Annotated in this window: 15 protein-coding genes; all 15 read left to right on the top strand. The window is 51.8% G+C overall.

Going from position 1 to position 14,257, the window contains the following annotated elements:
• Positions 1-39: 39 nt before the first annotated feature.
• The 15 genes from tcyJ to QN378_RS10570 all read left to right on the top strand — a co-directional run bounded on the left by tcyJ (position 40) and on the right by QN378_RS10570 (position 14,246).
• Entirely contained in the window at positions 40-837 is a 798-nt protein-coding gene (tcyJ, locus tag QN378_RS10635) for a cystine ABC transporter substrate-binding protein (protein WP_323546906.1), read from the top strand.
• Complete coding sequence (gene tcyL / locus QN378_RS10630; RefSeq protein WP_323546908.1) at positions 834-1,502, top strand: cystine ABC transporter permease; 669 nt, start codon at positions 834-836, stop codon at positions 1,500-1,502. The genes tcyJ and tcyL overlap by 4 nt, the downstream gene beginning before the upstream one ends.
• A 3-nt stretch (positions 1,503-1,505) precedes the next feature.
• Positions 1,506-2,249, top strand: a complete 744-nt coding sequence (gene tcyN / locus QN378_RS10625) for an L-cystine ABC transporter ATP-binding protein TcyN (protein WP_322205835.1) — start codon at positions 1,506-1,508, stop codon at positions 2,247-2,249.
• A gap of 181 nt (positions 2,250-2,430) precedes the next feature.
• Positions 2,431-3,147 (top strand): 2OG-Fe(II) oxygenase, encoded by a 717-nt coding sequence (locus tag QN378_RS10620; RefSeq protein WP_323546910.1) that lies wholly within the window; start codon positions 2,431-2,433, stop codon positions 3,145-3,147.
• Between the two features lie 345 nt (positions 3,148-3,492).
• Positions 3,493-4,113 (top strand): DNA-3-methyladenine glycosylase 2 family protein, encoded by a 621-nt coding sequence (locus QN378_RS10615; RefSeq protein WP_323546917.1) that lies wholly within the window; start codon positions 3,493-3,495, stop codon positions 4,111-4,113.
• Positions 4,114-4,184: 71 nt separating this feature from the next.
• Positions 4,185-5,303: a bifunctional DNA-binding transcriptional regulator/O6-methylguanine-DNA methyltransferase Ada gene (gene ada, locus QN378_RS10610; protein WP_323546911.1), complete on the top strand. Its 1,119-nt coding sequence runs from the start codon at positions 4,185-4,187 to the stop codon at positions 5,301-5,303.
• Positions 5,304-5,361: 58 nt separating this feature from the next.
• The gene (locus tag QN378_RS10605; RefSeq protein ID WP_323552018.1) at positions 5,362-5,661 is read left to right on the top strand and encodes an Ada metal-binding domain-containing protein; all 300 of its coding nucleotides are present in this window, start codon (positions 5,362-5,364) and stop codon (positions 5,659-5,661) included.
• A gap of 309 nt (positions 5,662-5,970) precedes the next feature.
• A complete protein-coding gene (locus tag QN378_RS10600) occupies positions 5,971-7,368 on the top strand; it encodes an iron-containing redox enzyme family protein (RefSeq protein WP_322205837.1) in 1,398 nt (465 codons plus the stop codon).
• The gene (locus QN378_RS23590) at positions 7,283-7,645 is read left to right on the top strand and encodes a Rieske (2Fe-2S) protein (protein WP_369124723.1); all 363 of its coding nucleotides are present in this window, start codon (positions 7,283-7,285) and stop codon (positions 7,643-7,645) included. Before QN378_RS10600 ends, QN378_RS23590 begins: the two co-directional genes overlap by 86 nt.
• A gap of 48 nt (positions 7,646-7,693) precedes the next feature.
• Positions 7,694-8,662, top strand: coding sequence for a 50S ribosomal protein L11 methyltransferase (locus tag QN378_RS10595; RefSeq protein ID WP_322205838.1), 969 nt, complete (start codon positions 7,694-7,696; stop codon positions 8,660-8,662).
• Between the two features lie 57 nt (positions 8,663-8,719).
• Positions 8,720-10,006, top strand: a complete 1,287-nt coding sequence (locus QN378_RS10590) for an MFS transporter (protein WP_322205839.1) — start codon at positions 8,720-8,722, stop codon at positions 10,004-10,006.
• A 14-nt stretch (positions 10,007-10,020) separates the two neighbouring features.
• Positions 10,021-10,950 carry an alpha/beta hydrolase gene (locus QN378_RS10585; protein WP_323549449.1) on the top strand — a complete coding sequence of 310 codons (930 nt, stop codon included), beginning with the start codon at positions 10,021-10,023 and terminating at the stop codon, positions 10,948-10,950.
• Positions 10,899-12,221, top strand: coding sequence for an ATP-grasp domain-containing protein (locus QN378_RS10580; protein ID WP_323549450.1), 1,323 nt, complete (start codon positions 10,899-10,901; stop codon positions 12,219-12,221). Before QN378_RS10585 ends, QN378_RS10580 begins: the two co-directional genes overlap by 52 nt.
• Complete coding sequence (locus QN378_RS10575; protein WP_322205842.1) at positions 12,218-13,126, top strand: alpha/beta hydrolase; 909 nt, start codon at positions 12,218-12,220, stop codon at positions 13,124-13,126. Before QN378_RS10580 ends, QN378_RS10575 begins: the two co-directional genes overlap by 4 nt.
• Positions 13,020-14,246, top strand: coding sequence for an FAD-binding oxidoreductase (locus QN378_RS10570; protein WP_323549451.1), 1,227 nt, complete (start codon positions 13,020-13,022; stop codon positions 14,244-14,246). The genes QN378_RS10575 and QN378_RS10570 overlap by 107 nt, the downstream gene beginning before the upstream one ends.
• Positions 14,247-14,257 lie beyond the last annotated feature (11 nt).

Below are 14,257 nucleotides of genomic sequence, written 5' to 3'. Positions count from 1 at the left end.
TGATTTTTGCCTGACACTCAAATAAATAAGGGGCTTTTCATGAATATTGCTGCCATCCGCCGGACATTTCTTCTTTCTACGCTGAGCCTCGTGCTCGGCTCCAGCCTGATTGGGCAAGCCGTTGCCGGGGATCAACTGCAAAAAATCAAAAGCAGCGGGACGATCAGCGTCGGCCTCGAAGGCACTTACCCACCGTTTAGCTTTGTGGGTGAAGACGGCAAGCTCGCCGGTTTTGAAGTCGAGTTCTCCCAGGCACTGGCCAAACAGTTGGGCGTGACGGCAAAACTGCAACCGACCAAGTGGGACGGCATCCTTGCAGCATTGGAATCCAAGCGTCTTGATGTTGTGATCAACCAGGTGACGATTTCTGAAGAGCGCAAGAAAAAATATGACTTCTCGCAGCCCTACACCATCTCCGGCATTCAGGCGCTGACCCAGAAAAAAGACGCAGACAAATTCCCGACGCCTGAATCGCTGTCCGGCAAGAAAGTCGGCGTGGGTCTAGGTACGAACTACGAGCAATGGCTGAAAGAACACGTGCCCGGCGCAGTAGTCAAAACCTACGACGATGATCCAACCAAGTTTCAAGACTTGATGGCTGGCCGTACTGACGTGATCCTCGTCGACCGCCTCGCTGCGCTGGAAATGGTCAAAAAAACCAACGATAAACTGGCAGCTTCCGGCAAAGCATTCTCCCGCCAGGAAGCCGGTATTGCGATCCGCAAAGGTGAGCCTGAGTTGGTGGCGGCGGTCAACACCGCCATCGACAAGCTGCGCACGGACGGTACGCTGGCCAAGTTGTCACAGAAGTACTTCGGCTCTGACGTGACCCAATGATTGAAGAGAGTCTAAAGCTAGCGCTGGACTCCGCGCCCTTCTTGCTGAAGGGCGCGTATTACACCGTCATCCTCAGCCTGGGCGGAATGTTCTTCGGCTTGTTGTTGGGCTTTGGCCTGGCGTTGATGCGTCTGTCGCGTCTCAAGTTGGTGAGCGGTATTGCGCGGGTGTACGTGTCGTTCTTTCGAGGCACGCCGTTGCTGGTCCAATTGTTCGTGATCTATTACGGCTTGCCGCAATTAGGTATCGAATTCGACCCGCTACCCGCCGCACTGCTCGGTTTTTCGCTGAACATGGCCGCCTACGCGTGCGAGATTCTGCGAGCGGCCATCGGTGCTGTGGACCGTGGGCAATGGGAAGCCGCCGCCAGCATCGGCATGACCCGTGCGCAAGCCATGAGACGCGCCATTCTGCCGCAAGCCGCACGAACCGCCCTGCCGCCGTTGGGCAACAGTTTCATTTCGCTGGTCAAAGACACCGCGCTCGCCGCCACCATCCAGGTACCTGAACTCTTTCGGCAGGCGCAGTTGATCACAGCGCGCACCTTCGAAATTTTCACCATGTACTTGGCTGCGGCCCTGATCTACTGGATTCTCGCCAGCCTACTCGCGCACCTGCAAAACCGACTGGAAGCGAGGGTCAACCGACATGATCTGGAGTCTTGAAACATGATCGTGGTTGAAAAACTGACCAAACAATTCAATGGTCAAACCGTTCTAGACGGCATCGACCTGCGCATTGAAGCCGGTGAAGTGGTAGCCATTATCGGCCCAAGCGGATCGGGCAAAACTACACTGTTGCGTTGCCTTAACTTTCTTGAAGAACCCACCAGTGGCAGCATTCAGGTAGGTGCTATCAAGATCGATGGCAGCAAGCCGCTGACTCAGCAACAGGGCCTTATCCGGCAGTTACGACAGCACGTAGGTTTCGTCTTTCAGAACTTCAACTTGTTCCCGCATCGCACAGCGCTGGAGAACGTTATTGAAGGGCCATTGGTGGTCAAGAAGATGGCCAAGGAACAAGCGATCAAACTCGGGCTGGCTTTACTGGCCAAGGTCGGGCTCGACGGTAAAGAAGATTCATACCCGCGACGCTTGTCTGGCGGTCAGCAGCAACGGGTAGCGATTGCGCGGGCGTTGGCCATGGAGCCCGAAGTCATTTTGTTCGACGAGCCCACTTCAGCACTCGACCCGGAGTTGGTAGGGGAAGTGCTGACCACTATTCGTGCACTCGCAGAAGAAAAACGCACCATGGTGATTGTCACCCATGAGATGAGTTTCGCCCGGGATGTTGCCAACTGGGTGATCTTTATCGACAAGGGGGTGATCGTCGAGCAAGGCGAAGCCAAAACGCTGTTCGCTCATCCCAAGGAAGAACGCACTCGGCAGTTCTTGGAGCGAAGTCGTAATTGACGGTTAGTTTTGCATCAATAGAACAGCGCCCATTGGGCGCTGTTTTTGTTTGTGTGAGGCCCACGTCCTTTGGAATCCCGAAAAACTGGATCACTTCATAAATTTGATAGCAATAAACGGGAGGCATGTCGTTGGGCGCGAGCGGTATGTTGGTCTGCATGCAACCTATAAAGGAAGGCAGATGCTCGAACTGGCGATGGAAACAAGACTTGACTCAGAAAAATGGAGCGAGCACCTACACCGTGTGAATGATCACGGATTTACCGTTATCAAGGCGCTGCTGCCACCGGATAGTTGCCGACGGCTCATCGATTTTTATCCTCAAGACCACCGATTCAGATCGTGTATCAATATGAAGAGACACGGCTTTGGATCAGGGGAATACAAGTATTTCGCCTACCCACTGCCTCAGCCCGTTGCGACATTGAGATCCAGTTTCTATACCCGTTTAGTGCCATTGGCGAACTATTGGAATGAGAAACTTGGCATCGAAAACAGGTACCCCGAATCACACGAAGTATTTGTGAGTCAATGCCACCGAGCGAACCAGAACCGACCTACACCTCTGTTGCTTCGCTATGGCGTGGGTGACTATAACTGCCTGCACCGGGATCTTTACGGAGACACTCTATTCCCCGTGCAAATGACTATTCTTTTGTCTAAACCAAACGATGACTTCTCTGGCGGTGAGTTTGTGATCACCGAGCAACGCCCCAGGATGCAATCGAGAGCTAGCGTTGTGCCGCTGGACATCGGCGACGCGGTAATTTTTTCTGTGAACCGACGCCCTGTTAAAGGCACCAGAGGGTTCTATTCGGTATTCGCTCGTCACGGCGTCAGCGAAATTCTTACCGGCAATCGATTCACCTTAGGGGTCATTTTTCACGACGCCCAATGACGCCTCATACAAGTGGGTCAGCTATTAGCCGCCGTTAAATACTAAATTTCCAGCCGATTAAACTACAGCCCTCCGATTTTCATCGAGTGCGACGGGGGTTGAACATGGCGAGCTCTCGCTCTGCAAAAAGAATCAAGAGGACGATACGCCTGATGGGTTTAAAACAGAACGCTATTATCTGCAGAAACTGCGACGGCTCATTCACATTAAGCTTCCCTTCAGGTCAGATATTCCGTTTTGGAAAATACGATGTCACTAGAATCAGATAAGTTCGAGATAGCCGCAGCGCAGCAGACTAGCGAAGCGGCCGGTCAAAAAGTAACGGTGGCCTCGCATGTTGAGGCGATGGAGTTTCTCAAGACCATAGACAGTCAGTGGCGAGCCCTTATTGATCGCGTAGGACCTTGCGCCCACCCGGCAACGGCCGCTCAAGATCCTTTTGAGGCTCTGATTAAGGCAGTCGCCTATCAACAGTTACATGCCAAGGCGGGCGACGCCATGGTGATGCGGTTGCGACAGCTATTTCCAGGGGTAAGTTTTCCGGGCGCTAACGAGTTAATAGAGTTAGATGATCAAGCGCTAAGAGGCTGTGGGTTTTCGGCATCTAAATGCCGGGCAATTAAAGCGATTGCCGCTGCAAGGGCCAGTGGGCTGGTGCCCGATGTAATCGAGGCGCTTGCCATGAAAAACGATGAACTCATTAAGCGCCTGATCCAACTGCCAGGCGTGGGGTGCTGGACAGTAGAAATGATGCTTATCTATGGTCTAGGGCAATTAAACGTCATGCCCGCGAGTGACTTTGGCGTATGCGAAGGCCATAGGCGGTTGTATGCACTGGCCCTCAAACCTAGTACTAGAGAGATGACAAGGATAGCGGAGCGGTTTAGCCCATTTCGTACAGTCGCCGCATGGTATCTATGGCGAGTGCCTTCCGATTTGTTCGAAAAGACGTCGTCACAAATTTGAAAGCAAGACTCGGGGTGCTGATGCTTTCTTTCAGAGATAGGCTCAAGGAAATTCAAAGACGGAGCAAAACCATGGAAAGCACAAAGGTTCCGGCAGCAAAACGCGTTCCAAGGACAGAAGACGATCCGCGCTGGAGTGTCATGATAAATCGACAGGCGGACGTTGGCGCGGACTTCGTGTATGGCGTATTGACGACAGGTGTTTATTGCAGGCCTCGCAGCCCGACCAAGCTCCCGCGGCCGGAAAACGTGGTTTTTTTCGACACCGCACTCGAAGCTGAAGCAGCGGGTTTTCGTCCCTCCAAGCGTGGCGACAGCAGTCAGGAAACGATAGCGCTCAAACACGCGGCCACTGTTGCCGAAACCTGCAGGATGATAGACGCGTCCGATTTCGTCCCCAACCTGGGTGACATGGCCCAAAAGGTCGGGATGAGCACCTTTCACTTTCACCGCATCTTCAAAAAAATCACAGGGCTAACGCCAAAAGCCTACAGCGTCGCCTCGTTGCGCTCGCGGGTCAGGGACCAGCTCTCTCAGTCCGGGACGATCACCAGCGCACTATATGAGGCAGGCTACAATTCCAACAGCCGGTTCTATGAAGCCTCTCAGAAAATTCTCGGCATGAAACCCACTGAATACCGGGCGGGCGGGGCCAACGTCGACATCAAGTTTGCACTAGGTGAGAGTTCGCTCGGGTCGATTCTAGTAGCACGAAGTGCGCGCGGTATCTGTGCGATTTTGCTGGGCGACGATCCGAATATTCTGGTTGAGAGTTTTCAGGACCAGTTTCCAAATGCCAATCTGATTGGCGGCGACGCAGAGTTCGAAGGACTGGTTGCTGAAGTCGTGGGCTTCGTAGAGTCGCCGGCCGTCGGCCTTGCATTGCCACTTGATATCCGAGGCACGGTTTTCCAAGAACGTGTGTGGCAGGCGTTGAGGGACATTCCTGCCGGGGCGACTGCCACGTATACCGACATCGCGGTTCGCATAGGCATGCCGAGCGCAGTGCGGGCGGTTGCGAACGCCTGTGGCGCCAACAACCTCGCTGTGGCTATTCCATGCCATCGCGTTGTGCGCAGTGACGGAACATTGTCCGGATACCGATGGGGAGTCGAGCGCAAGCGCAAGTTACTTGAGCGGGAAAAAAGGGATTTGTCTGAAGAGCTGCCATTGACCGCGGGGTTGATCTAGTAAAAACCCGGACGTTAGCAGCCGGGTAACACTGCCAGACCGACCGGTAACGTCGCTCATGCCGTGCTCTGAAAATACCCGTGGGCAACGGAGTGTGAACGTAATGCGCATGTGGAAACTCATCGGCCCCGATGGCATGTCCTGCCTAAGTATCGAGCCCGGTCAATTTGGAGGACATCGTAGGAACAAGATATTTGGCCGCCTGGACTGCCCCGCAGCGCTGCTAGCCCTGAGCAAAGGCGGTTACACGCGCAATAGGGTTTTTTTTGTTGATGAGGCAACCGCCAGGTCCGCAGGTTTCCGGCCCTGCTTCAGGTGCATGCCTGTCGAATATCGACGCTGGAAGTTGTCAAATTGAAGCGAGACACGCCGTGGAATCTTTCGTCGATTTACGACCGTTTTTGCGTGGGCATTTCAGCAAACTTTAGGGTTTTCAACATTGTCAGAAAGCCCTGAGAACAACCCAGTACAAAAAAATAATATAAAAGCAAGAAACGGAGTTTTCGCCGATGTGTTTCACAATATTTTGAACTCCCCGCCTGCTACTTCTGCTAGCGCTGTCGAGCGGACACCGTGTCAAAGCCGTACAAAAGATGCACGAAGAAAGAAGCAAGTAATGAAATGCTTGGTTTTTAATCGACTGAATCTATGGCTTGGGAGTAATGCAATGGAACATGCATTGGGAAAAAATGACTTTGACAGTCGCATAGCGTGCCTAGGGAAGTTTGACATTTACCGCGACGGAGAATCCTGGACCGAGAAAACCAGTGTCTGGAAACGCCCTCTTCGACCGCAGGCATTTCCTTACATAAACTTTGAAAGCGTCACACGAGAAACACTGCTTAATTATTCATCTTTTACGATGAACCGCACGATGACGGCGCTTTATGAGCAGGACTTTCTTTATCTCCCGGACACCTCAGAACATATTGTCGCGGACCTGAAGATTGCTTATAACCCAGCATTGAGAACTCTTGCAGCCGACCTGATTCCCGACCTCGAATTAAAAGTCTTTGGAATTTTGCAAAATGAAGTAAACGTCGGCGGTGAATGGAACAAGGAACTGTTTCAGCGTTATTTAGCTACAAAGCTGGAACCTTCAACGGAAATCGTCAACGATTCCCTCAGTTTGATTCATCTCGCCACTGACCAGCCACTGATGGTGCGCTTTCTGCTTATGCAACATGCGGTGGACTTTCTACCCGAATCGTCACACATGGCAAGGTTTGCAAAAGGCGATTATGGTGAAGCTCAATCAGCGATGTTTCGCGTACTTCTGGATGAGTTTGGCTATGGGAAACATGCAGCCAAACACAGCACGCTATTCAAGGAAACGCTAAAGTCTGTAGGGATGCTTGATAACTCACATGCGTATTGGAATTTTTATCTCAACTCATCACTTTTGAACAATAACTACTTCCACATGCTAACGCGAAGCCCCGAACGCTTTTTTGAATATGTCGGAGCGATCACCTATGCAGAAAACGCTTTCGGCCCGTACTGTGGGCGCGTCAAAACGTTAATACAGCACGTTTTCACTGAGGCCGATACGAGGTATTACACCGAACACGTTCATATCGATAGCTACCATGGCTCCATGACATTGAATGAAATTTTACTTCCCCTGGCAGACAGGTTTGGAGCTTCCATTTATCCCGACTTCGTTAAGGGTATAGAGATGGCCTGCATCCTCCAACACATCATGGAGGAGGATCTTTGCGCCCAAATCACTTGGATGAACAAACGCTCCGACTACCGCCAACTTGCCATGGACATCAAAGCCACTGTTCTGGCTAATATTGAAAATATACCGGTTGCCCATCTGAACGAGCCCAGAGGCGAACTTTCGGTTCCGCATGTACATGATGGGGACGAATTCTGCATCGTGGACGAAGGCCTACTTCGCTTTTGTCATGGCCCTGACTGCTTCAGCGATTTGGCTGCGGGCGAGTGCGTCGTGATCGCACGCAACCGGCTCCATGGGGCCTTGGTGCTTTCCGAGAATTGCAAGTACAGAATCCTTTCCATTGGGGACTATCGTCAGTATGCAACTTATAGCCTTTGATCGTTCGAACAGCGTGACGGTTATCAAGACAGCCCTAAAATACATACAGATGCTACGTGGCGAGGAAGGTGAAATAAAGTTTAAGGATATGACATGCCAACACCGAGGTGGTCCCTTGACGCATGGTCTTGAGGATGACAATTGGGTTACATGTCCATGGCATGGCAGAAAAACAAGAAAGTGCCACATTCGTTATCTGGATATTCCATACGTTGAAAACAGAAAAACTGTGTGGGTTGGGCTTCAGGATTTCGAACGTCTCATTAAGAACGTCTGATCAATAACTACCTTTAGTAGTTACGCCTAATTTTCTCGGAGATGTAACATGTTGAGTGAAAATAGTGAACCCGTTTTTAGCTCTAACACCGTTGACATGACCGATCATTCTGCCGACAGCATTCCTCGGTGGCACTTTGCAATGCTGAACGATCAGCAACGTAATCAAGCATTTTTTGATGCCATTGAAGCTACTGATTTTTCCGGAAAAAACGTTTTAGACATTGGCACTGGCTCCGGGCTGTTAGCCATGCTGATTGCTCAGAAGGGTGCAAAACATGTTTATACCTGCGAATGCAATATGCGGGTAGCTGTCAAGGCCCGGGAAATCATTCGAGTCAATGGGCTTGAACATAACATTACCGTAATTAATAAACTTTCCACCGACCTCGTTTCCGGAATTGATATCCCTCTGGACATGGATGTTATGATTTCAGAAACAGTCGATTGTGGTTTTTTCGGAGAGGGATTCGGCTACGCGCTACTTCATGCACAGCGTGAGTTACTAAAGCCTCATGCTGAAGTGATCCCTGCAGCCGTAAAACTTCATGCCTGTTTGTTATCCAGCCAGGATGTAGCCAACCTGAACTATGTCTATGATGATATTTTTGGCCTGGATGTCAGTGCGTTTAACAATTTCAGAACGGCGGGGTATTTTCCGGTTCGCCTACAAACTTGGCCGCATCGGTTAGTGAGTAACACCGCGGAGTTTTATAGCGCTCAATTTGGAACCAGTTTTTCCTTTGATGAATCCTCGCAGGTGACTTTTACGGCTGATGCTAATGCACTGGCTCATGGGATTGTTTTTTGGTTCGACCTTTATCTTAAGGAGGATAACTGCCTGTCCAATGATCCTCACAACAATCGCTCTCACTGGATGCAGGCCGTCCAGTTGTTCGATTACCCAATCTATGTCAGAAAAGGACATGACTACCAAGTACCTTTATCCATCAGCTGTGGCGGGGTCCAGTTCGGGAAAAATCTGTCACCGAGCCTACTTGAAAGTATCGCCAGTTGATATTTTCGGCCGCCCCGAATACGGGGCGGCTAACTTTAATACATCAGGAGATGCAGTATGGACACTGATAAAACAGACCCAGTGCGGCGCACCGCACATAAAAATTTCAACTTGCTATGGTCTGGTCAATCTCTGAGCCTGTTTGGTAATCAGTTTCTAGTTATTGGGCTACCACTTCTCGCGGTGCAAACAGTAGGGGCTTCAGCCGCCCAAGCGGTTTTGCTGCCCTTTGTAATGTTTATTCCCTTCCTGCTTTTCGGACTTCCGGTAGGGGCGTTGGTCGACAGACTGCCGAAACGAAAAACCATGGTCTTGGCGGACCTGATTCAGATGGTCGTGTATTCAGGCATTGCATTACTGTCGATTAAAGGCCTGATGACGTTCCCCGCACTGATGGCGTTGGTGTTTGTTGCAGGGACCGCAACCGTTTTTTTCCAAGTGGCCTATAACTCATTCCTGCCGCAAATATATTCAGGGGCGTCTGAGCTTCAAAAGGGAAATGCCAAGCTGTTCTTTTCCGAATCGGTTGCGCGCACATTGGGACCTGTAGCAGCGGGCCCTTTGATTGCTGTATTTGCCCCGCCGATTGCGATTCTCCTTAATGGCGGTTCTTTCCTGGTGTCTGCGCTCACGTTAGGGGCCATTCGAAATGTCGACGCCGCGCTGGATTTAACGAAGCCGTTGCCTTTAAGCACATCCATCGTGGCGGACATAAAGGCCGGCCTGAAATTTGTTTTTTCACACCCCAAACTGGAACCCGTGTTTTTATGCGGGGCGGTTTACGTTCTGTTTCTCACCTTCATTGAAACCAGTCTGGTTCTTTATTGTAAGGACGTTCTTTTGCTCTCCCCCAGCGCCATCGGCCTGGTGATAGGCGCGGCAGCCGCAGGATTTCCTGTCGCCAACCTCATCTCATCTAGATTAATGAATCACTTCGGTATTTCCCGCACGCTGGTCATTGCCGCAGCGACTTCTGTTTCCGGGCTGTTTCTAATTGCCGTTTTCGGCGCCTCGGGTTCGATTGCAGGCCTCATAGCCGCCAGTGTGCTTCATGGTTTGGGCGAAGGTGTGTTTGGTCCAACCTCGCTGACGTTGAGGCAGACAGCCACTCCGTTAGCTCTGTTGGGAAGAGTGAACTCAGTGCAACGTTTCATGATCTGGGGAGCCATTCCTTTAGGCAGTGTATTGACCTCGCTAGTCATTAAATACATTGGACTTGAATGGACCCTGTGGTTCGGCGGAATAGGCACCGTACTGTGCCTGCTGCCACTCATCCGGCGTGGCATTCTCGCCGATATGCGCGAGCCTAATACAACGCTACGTCCTGGTACTACTAACAGCTGACGGAAGAATTGCTAATGACCTACGCTCCCGGTATTGAAGAGTTTGTAAATCGTTGTAACGCAGTAATGCCACCCGACTCCTACACCTATCCTCTAGATGAACAACGACGCCTATATCAAAGCCTTATTGTGGAGTTTCCCTATGAAGTTCCTGTTGATGTGCACTGGAGCCAGCAGGATGTGACACATAACGGCACCAGCATTCGATTTAGGCTTTACGAACCTTTGCAGCCGAGCGAAGGACTGGTCCTTTACATCCGAGGAGGTGGCTTTGTCTTGGGCTCTCTGGACACCCATCATTGCGTTGCAGCCGAGATCGCATCCAAAGCCCAGGTGAAGGTTATGGCCGTAGATTTCAGACTGGCACCGGAACACCCATTTCCCGGCGCGCTGGAAGACTGCTATGACGCACTGGTGTACGCATGCGAAAACGCTGAAGCCATTGGAATCGATGCTCGAAAAATAGTCATCGCAGGTGACAGTTCGGGAGCCAATATGGCGGTGGTGGTCGCCATGATGTGCCGTGATCGCAATGGTCCCAAGCTTGCTGGACAGGCACTGATCAGCCCTGTTCTAGATTTCACCCGATGGATAAACGGCGGCGATGACGCCCCTTTGCTTACCGGCGCAGAGATGGAGTTTTACACGGCCTGTTACTCTCCGAACCCCGAAACCGCTTCACATCCTTATGTGTCTCCATTGATAGCTGGCGATTTTGGCGGGTTGCCCAAGGCCTATATCATGGGCGCCGAAATGGACTCACTCGCCATCGACGCCGAGCAATACGCAAGACAGTTGCAGACCCAGGGTACTGAGGTTGAGTTGGTCATTGAACCTGGCATGGTGCACGCCGCTATTCGCGCACGGTCCCTAAGCCCCACGGTGCAGGATGCATGGAATCGCTACTGCCTGAAGATCAGCGAATTGTTGAGGACCGCATCATGACCACGGCCACTGAGCGTTACGCCGTAATCGTGGACCCTTATTCTTCCGGTAGCTTATTCGCCAACGAATTTGCGCAGCTGGGCTGTAAGGTCATTGCGGTGCTCTCCTCTGTCGAACCGCCGGATGTCTATGCCGCCTCCTACAGACCTGCGGATTTTGCCTTTGTGCGTGTTGCGTGCGCGGCGGATCTAGCGCCACTCGTCAATGAATTGCGTCATTACAAACCGTTCTGCGTGTTGACTGGCTGCGAGTCTGGTGTGGAGCTGGCCGAACAGCTTGCTCCGCTGCTCATCCCCGAGTTTTCGAATGCGGTTGAACTAGCCCCAGCCAGACGTGACAAGGGCTTGATGGCCCAGGCAGCGATCAATGCCGGCGTTACGATGATGAAGCAGATCTGCACGGATGATTTTTCCCACGTGAAAAATTGGGTGTTCGAAAGCGGACTTGCGGGCAAGAGTCTGGTCGTCAAACCACCCAAGAGTGCCAGCACTGACGGTGTCAGCAAGATCTATGCAGGCGTGGGTCTGGAGAACGCGTTTTTCGGGCTCCTCGACAAGCCCAATCGGCTGGGAATTATAAATGACCGCGTGTTGGTCCAAGAGTATTTATCCGGCACCGAGTACGTTGTCGATACGTTCAGTCACGCTGGCATTCATACCGTTTGCAGCGTATGTAAATATACGAAGCTGGAAAGTACTCATGGAATGGCCATCTACGATCGAATGGATTGGGTCAGTGCTGATCAGGCCGTTATCGAACCCCTCGCGGCGTACGCCGAGCAGGTGCTGAACGCGTTGGGTATGTTCTGGGGAAACGCTCATATTGAAATTATGCTGACAAGCGACGGCCCCAGGCTCATAGAACTCGGGGCACGACCTCACGGGGGTGGGCACCCAAGACTTTGCTTTATGGCTACAGGAGACAGTCAGGTTCACCGCTCCGTAAAATTTTTTGCCGGGGGCGTGGTTCCGTCAACGCGCTATAACCTCCTTAAGCATATGACCGTGGTCTTTTTCAGGGCTCTCACGCCGTCAGTGGCCAGAAACGTGAGTCGGTTGCATGCCCTTGCAGCACTCTCAAGTTATGTCGACGCAAGCATACAAATCAAAGAGCACCAGACAGTGCCTGCCACTCAGGATTTATTCGCGACGCTGGCTTTAGGATTTGTAGTGTTGGCACACCCTGATCCACTTCAACTGGAGCGAGATATCGTGGCCGTTCGACAGGCGGAAAGTTCGGTGTTTCAGGAATGCGCACAGGGGGTTGCATGACTGATCATATAAAGCACGCTCCGGGCGAACTTCATGAAGTGCGAGGAAAAAGGCTTTGGGTTGAGCAGGCTGGAGAAGGTGAGCCCTTGATGTTATTGGCAGGGCTCGGTCCTGCGGGGTCGCATGCGATTTTTCACCCCCACTTTGATGACTTGCATAATGACTTCCGGGTGATCTATGTCGATCTCTGCGGTCGTGGTCGCTCTGACAAACCGGACGACTTGACGGATATTACTTTCGAGCAGGATGTACTTGATATAACTGCCTTGATTGAGCGGATCTGCCCTAATGGAGCCCATCTGTTTGGCTTTTCGTACGGAGGGCTGATTAGCCTGAAAGTCGCGCTGGATCGGCCCGACCTGGCGCGCTCACTGATCTTGTGCAACTCATTGCACAGCCCGGACATGTGGCAGAAAAACCACGAAAACATCAATAAGGTTATTGAGCATCAGCTACCTGAGTTATGGGCACAGATAAGTCGATTACGGGGTCTTGGTGAGCGGTCCACTTCGCCTCAGATGCAGGCCTTGTTTGCCAAGGCAGCCACCGTTGTCAGGTTCTACAACCCGGAGAACGCCAACAGACTTCTAACTGAACCCGGATCACGTAACACAGAACTCTACCCGGTATTCTGTGGCGTCGATGTTGATTTCAATATAGGGGGCCAGTTGTTGGATATTCCGGATTTCAGGCCTTTTCTAAAAGACCTGAAGATCCCTACCAAGGTGTTGGCCGGACGTTATGACCGGGCGCTTTACCCACTGCTGCAACTCGACTTCAACAGCGGACCGGTCGAGCTTGAGTTTCTCGATCGCAGCGGCTCGTTCTCCTTTATTGAAGAAACCGAAAAAGTTTTGCGTCTCGTTAAAGCGCATTGCCGTATCAAATCAGGTTGCAACGGGTAAGTGTGGTATCACCATTAAAGGACTCGGGTCCATGCAACCTCTTGAACAGGACATTGACACTCACTTATATCGCGCGGTTTCAGTGACCCGGCTGAGTCTACATATTTCAATTTTGCTGCTGGCACCGTTAGCTGCAGCGACGTTGAAATACCGTGCTGGCCAGTACGTGAATATCGAATTACCCGACGGAACACAGCAGTCGTATTCACCTGCCACTCAACTGCGCACTGACGGATATCTTGAACTGCATGTTCGAGTATTTCCCAATGGAAAATTCTCGCAACTTGTTAAACAGGGGGTTGAAGCTCTTAGTGTGCTGAAAGTGCGCGGCCCTTTTGGAAGCTGCGTATGGGAATACTCAATGGATGAAACAGGCCCTGCTATTTTTCTAGCGACCGGTACGGGTATCGCACCGATTAGAGCCTTGATCCAGGAAGCTTTAGCCTGCGAAAAAGCGAGAGAACTGTGGCTGTATTGGGGAGGTCATGTGAAAGAAGATCTTTATCTTTCCCAAGAGTTCGTGGAGTTCGAAGGTCGCTTTCCACATTTTCACTTTGTGCCTGTAGTAAGCATCGAGGGGAACACTGCTCAGGCTGCATCCCGACATGTGCACCGAGTCGCTTCGCTACAACATAAATCACTTGCGCAGGCATGTGTATATGCCTGCGGTTGCCCGGATATGGTCAACGCCGCGGGCGCGCTTCTGTATGAAAAGAACGCTCTGCGCATGTCGCGCTATTACACGGACCCCTTCATTGCGTCTACCACAGTTCAATCGTGGCCCAATTGCACGTCATCGAAAGACCTAGGTGCGAAGATCACTGTCCGCGTTGCGCGTCCGGGCACCGCTGTCCCTGAAGAGCTGCGCATATTTCCGGATGGCACGCTGATGACCGCTCTGCGTAGCGCTCATCTGATTGACGGCGTTTGCGGGGGGCAACAGTCATGTGGCACCTGTCGGCTGACGCTAAACAAGACCTGGTTTGAAGCGCTGCCCAAGCCTGCCAGATCCGAAGCTCGACTCCTCAGTACGCTGCTCAATTCAGGCCCATTGGATCGACTGGCTTGCCAAATTTTCCTGAACCCCGGACTGGACGGAATGCAGGTTTTTACCCCATGAAAATCACCTGT

It is taken from the genome of Pseudomonas sp. 10S5 (assembly GCF_035019745.1).
Taxonomy (GTDB): Bacteria; Pseudomonadota; Gammaproteobacteria; order Pseudomonadales; family Pseudomonadaceae; genus Aquipseudomonas.
Note: the sequence above shows the minus strand (reverse complement) of the source record. Positions and strands in the feature narration are given on the sequence as shown.

Bases quoted from the DNA above. Each gene is read 5' to 3' on its own strand.
- QN378_RS10580 (WP_323549450.1), top strand. From the start codon at position 10,899: ATGGAATCGCTACTGCCTGAAGATCAGCGAATTGTTGAGGACCGCATC.
- ada (WP_323546911.1), top strand. From the start codon at position 4,185: ATGGAAAGCACAAAGGTTCCGGCAGCAAAACGCGTTCCAAGGACAGAA.
- tcyL (WP_323546908.1), top strand. From the start codon at position 834: ATGATTGAAGAGAGTCTAAAGCTAGCGCTGGACTCCGCGCCCTTCTTG.
- QN378_RS10605 (WP_323552018.1), top strand. From the start codon at position 5,362: ATGCCGTGCTCTGAAAATACCCGTGGGCAACGGAGTGTGAACGTAATG.
- QN378_RS10590 (WP_322205839.1), top strand. From the start codon at position 8,720: ATGGACACTGATAAAACAGACCCAGTGCGGCGCACCGCACATAAAAAT.
- QN378_RS10620 (WP_323546910.1), top strand. From the start codon at position 2,431: ATGCTCGAACTGGCGATGGAAACAAGACTTGACTCAGAAAAATGGAGC.
- tcyJ (WP_323546906.1), top strand. From the start codon at position 40: ATGAATATTGCTGCCATCCGCCGGACATTTCTTCTTTCTACGCTGAGC.
- QN378_RS10600 (WP_322205837.1), top strand. From the start codon at position 5,971: ATGGAACATGCATTGGGAAAAAATGACTTTGACAGTCGCATAGCGTGC.
- QN378_RS10615 (WP_323546917.1), top strand. From the start codon at position 3,493: ATGGAGTTTCTCAAGACCATAGACAGTCAGTGGCGAGCCCTTATTGAT.
- QN378_RS23590 (WP_369124723.1), top strand. From the start codon at position 7,283: ATGGGGCCTTGGTGCTTTCCGAGAATTGCAAGTACAGAATCCTTTCCA.
- QN378_RS10575 (WP_322205842.1), top strand. From the start codon at position 12,218: ATGACTGATCATATAAAGCACGCTCCGGGCGAACTTCATGAAGTGCGA.
- QN378_RS10585 (WP_323549449.1), top strand. From the start codon at position 10,021: ATGACCTACGCTCCCGGTATTGAAGAGTTTGTAAATCGTTGTAACGCA.
- tcyN (WP_322205835.1), top strand. From the start codon at position 1,506: ATGATCGTGGTTGAAAAACTGACCAAACAATTCAATGGTCAAACCGTT.
- QN378_RS10595 (WP_322205838.1), top strand. From the start codon at position 7,694: ATGTTGAGTGAAAATAGTGAACCCGTTTTTAGCTCTAACACCGTTGAC.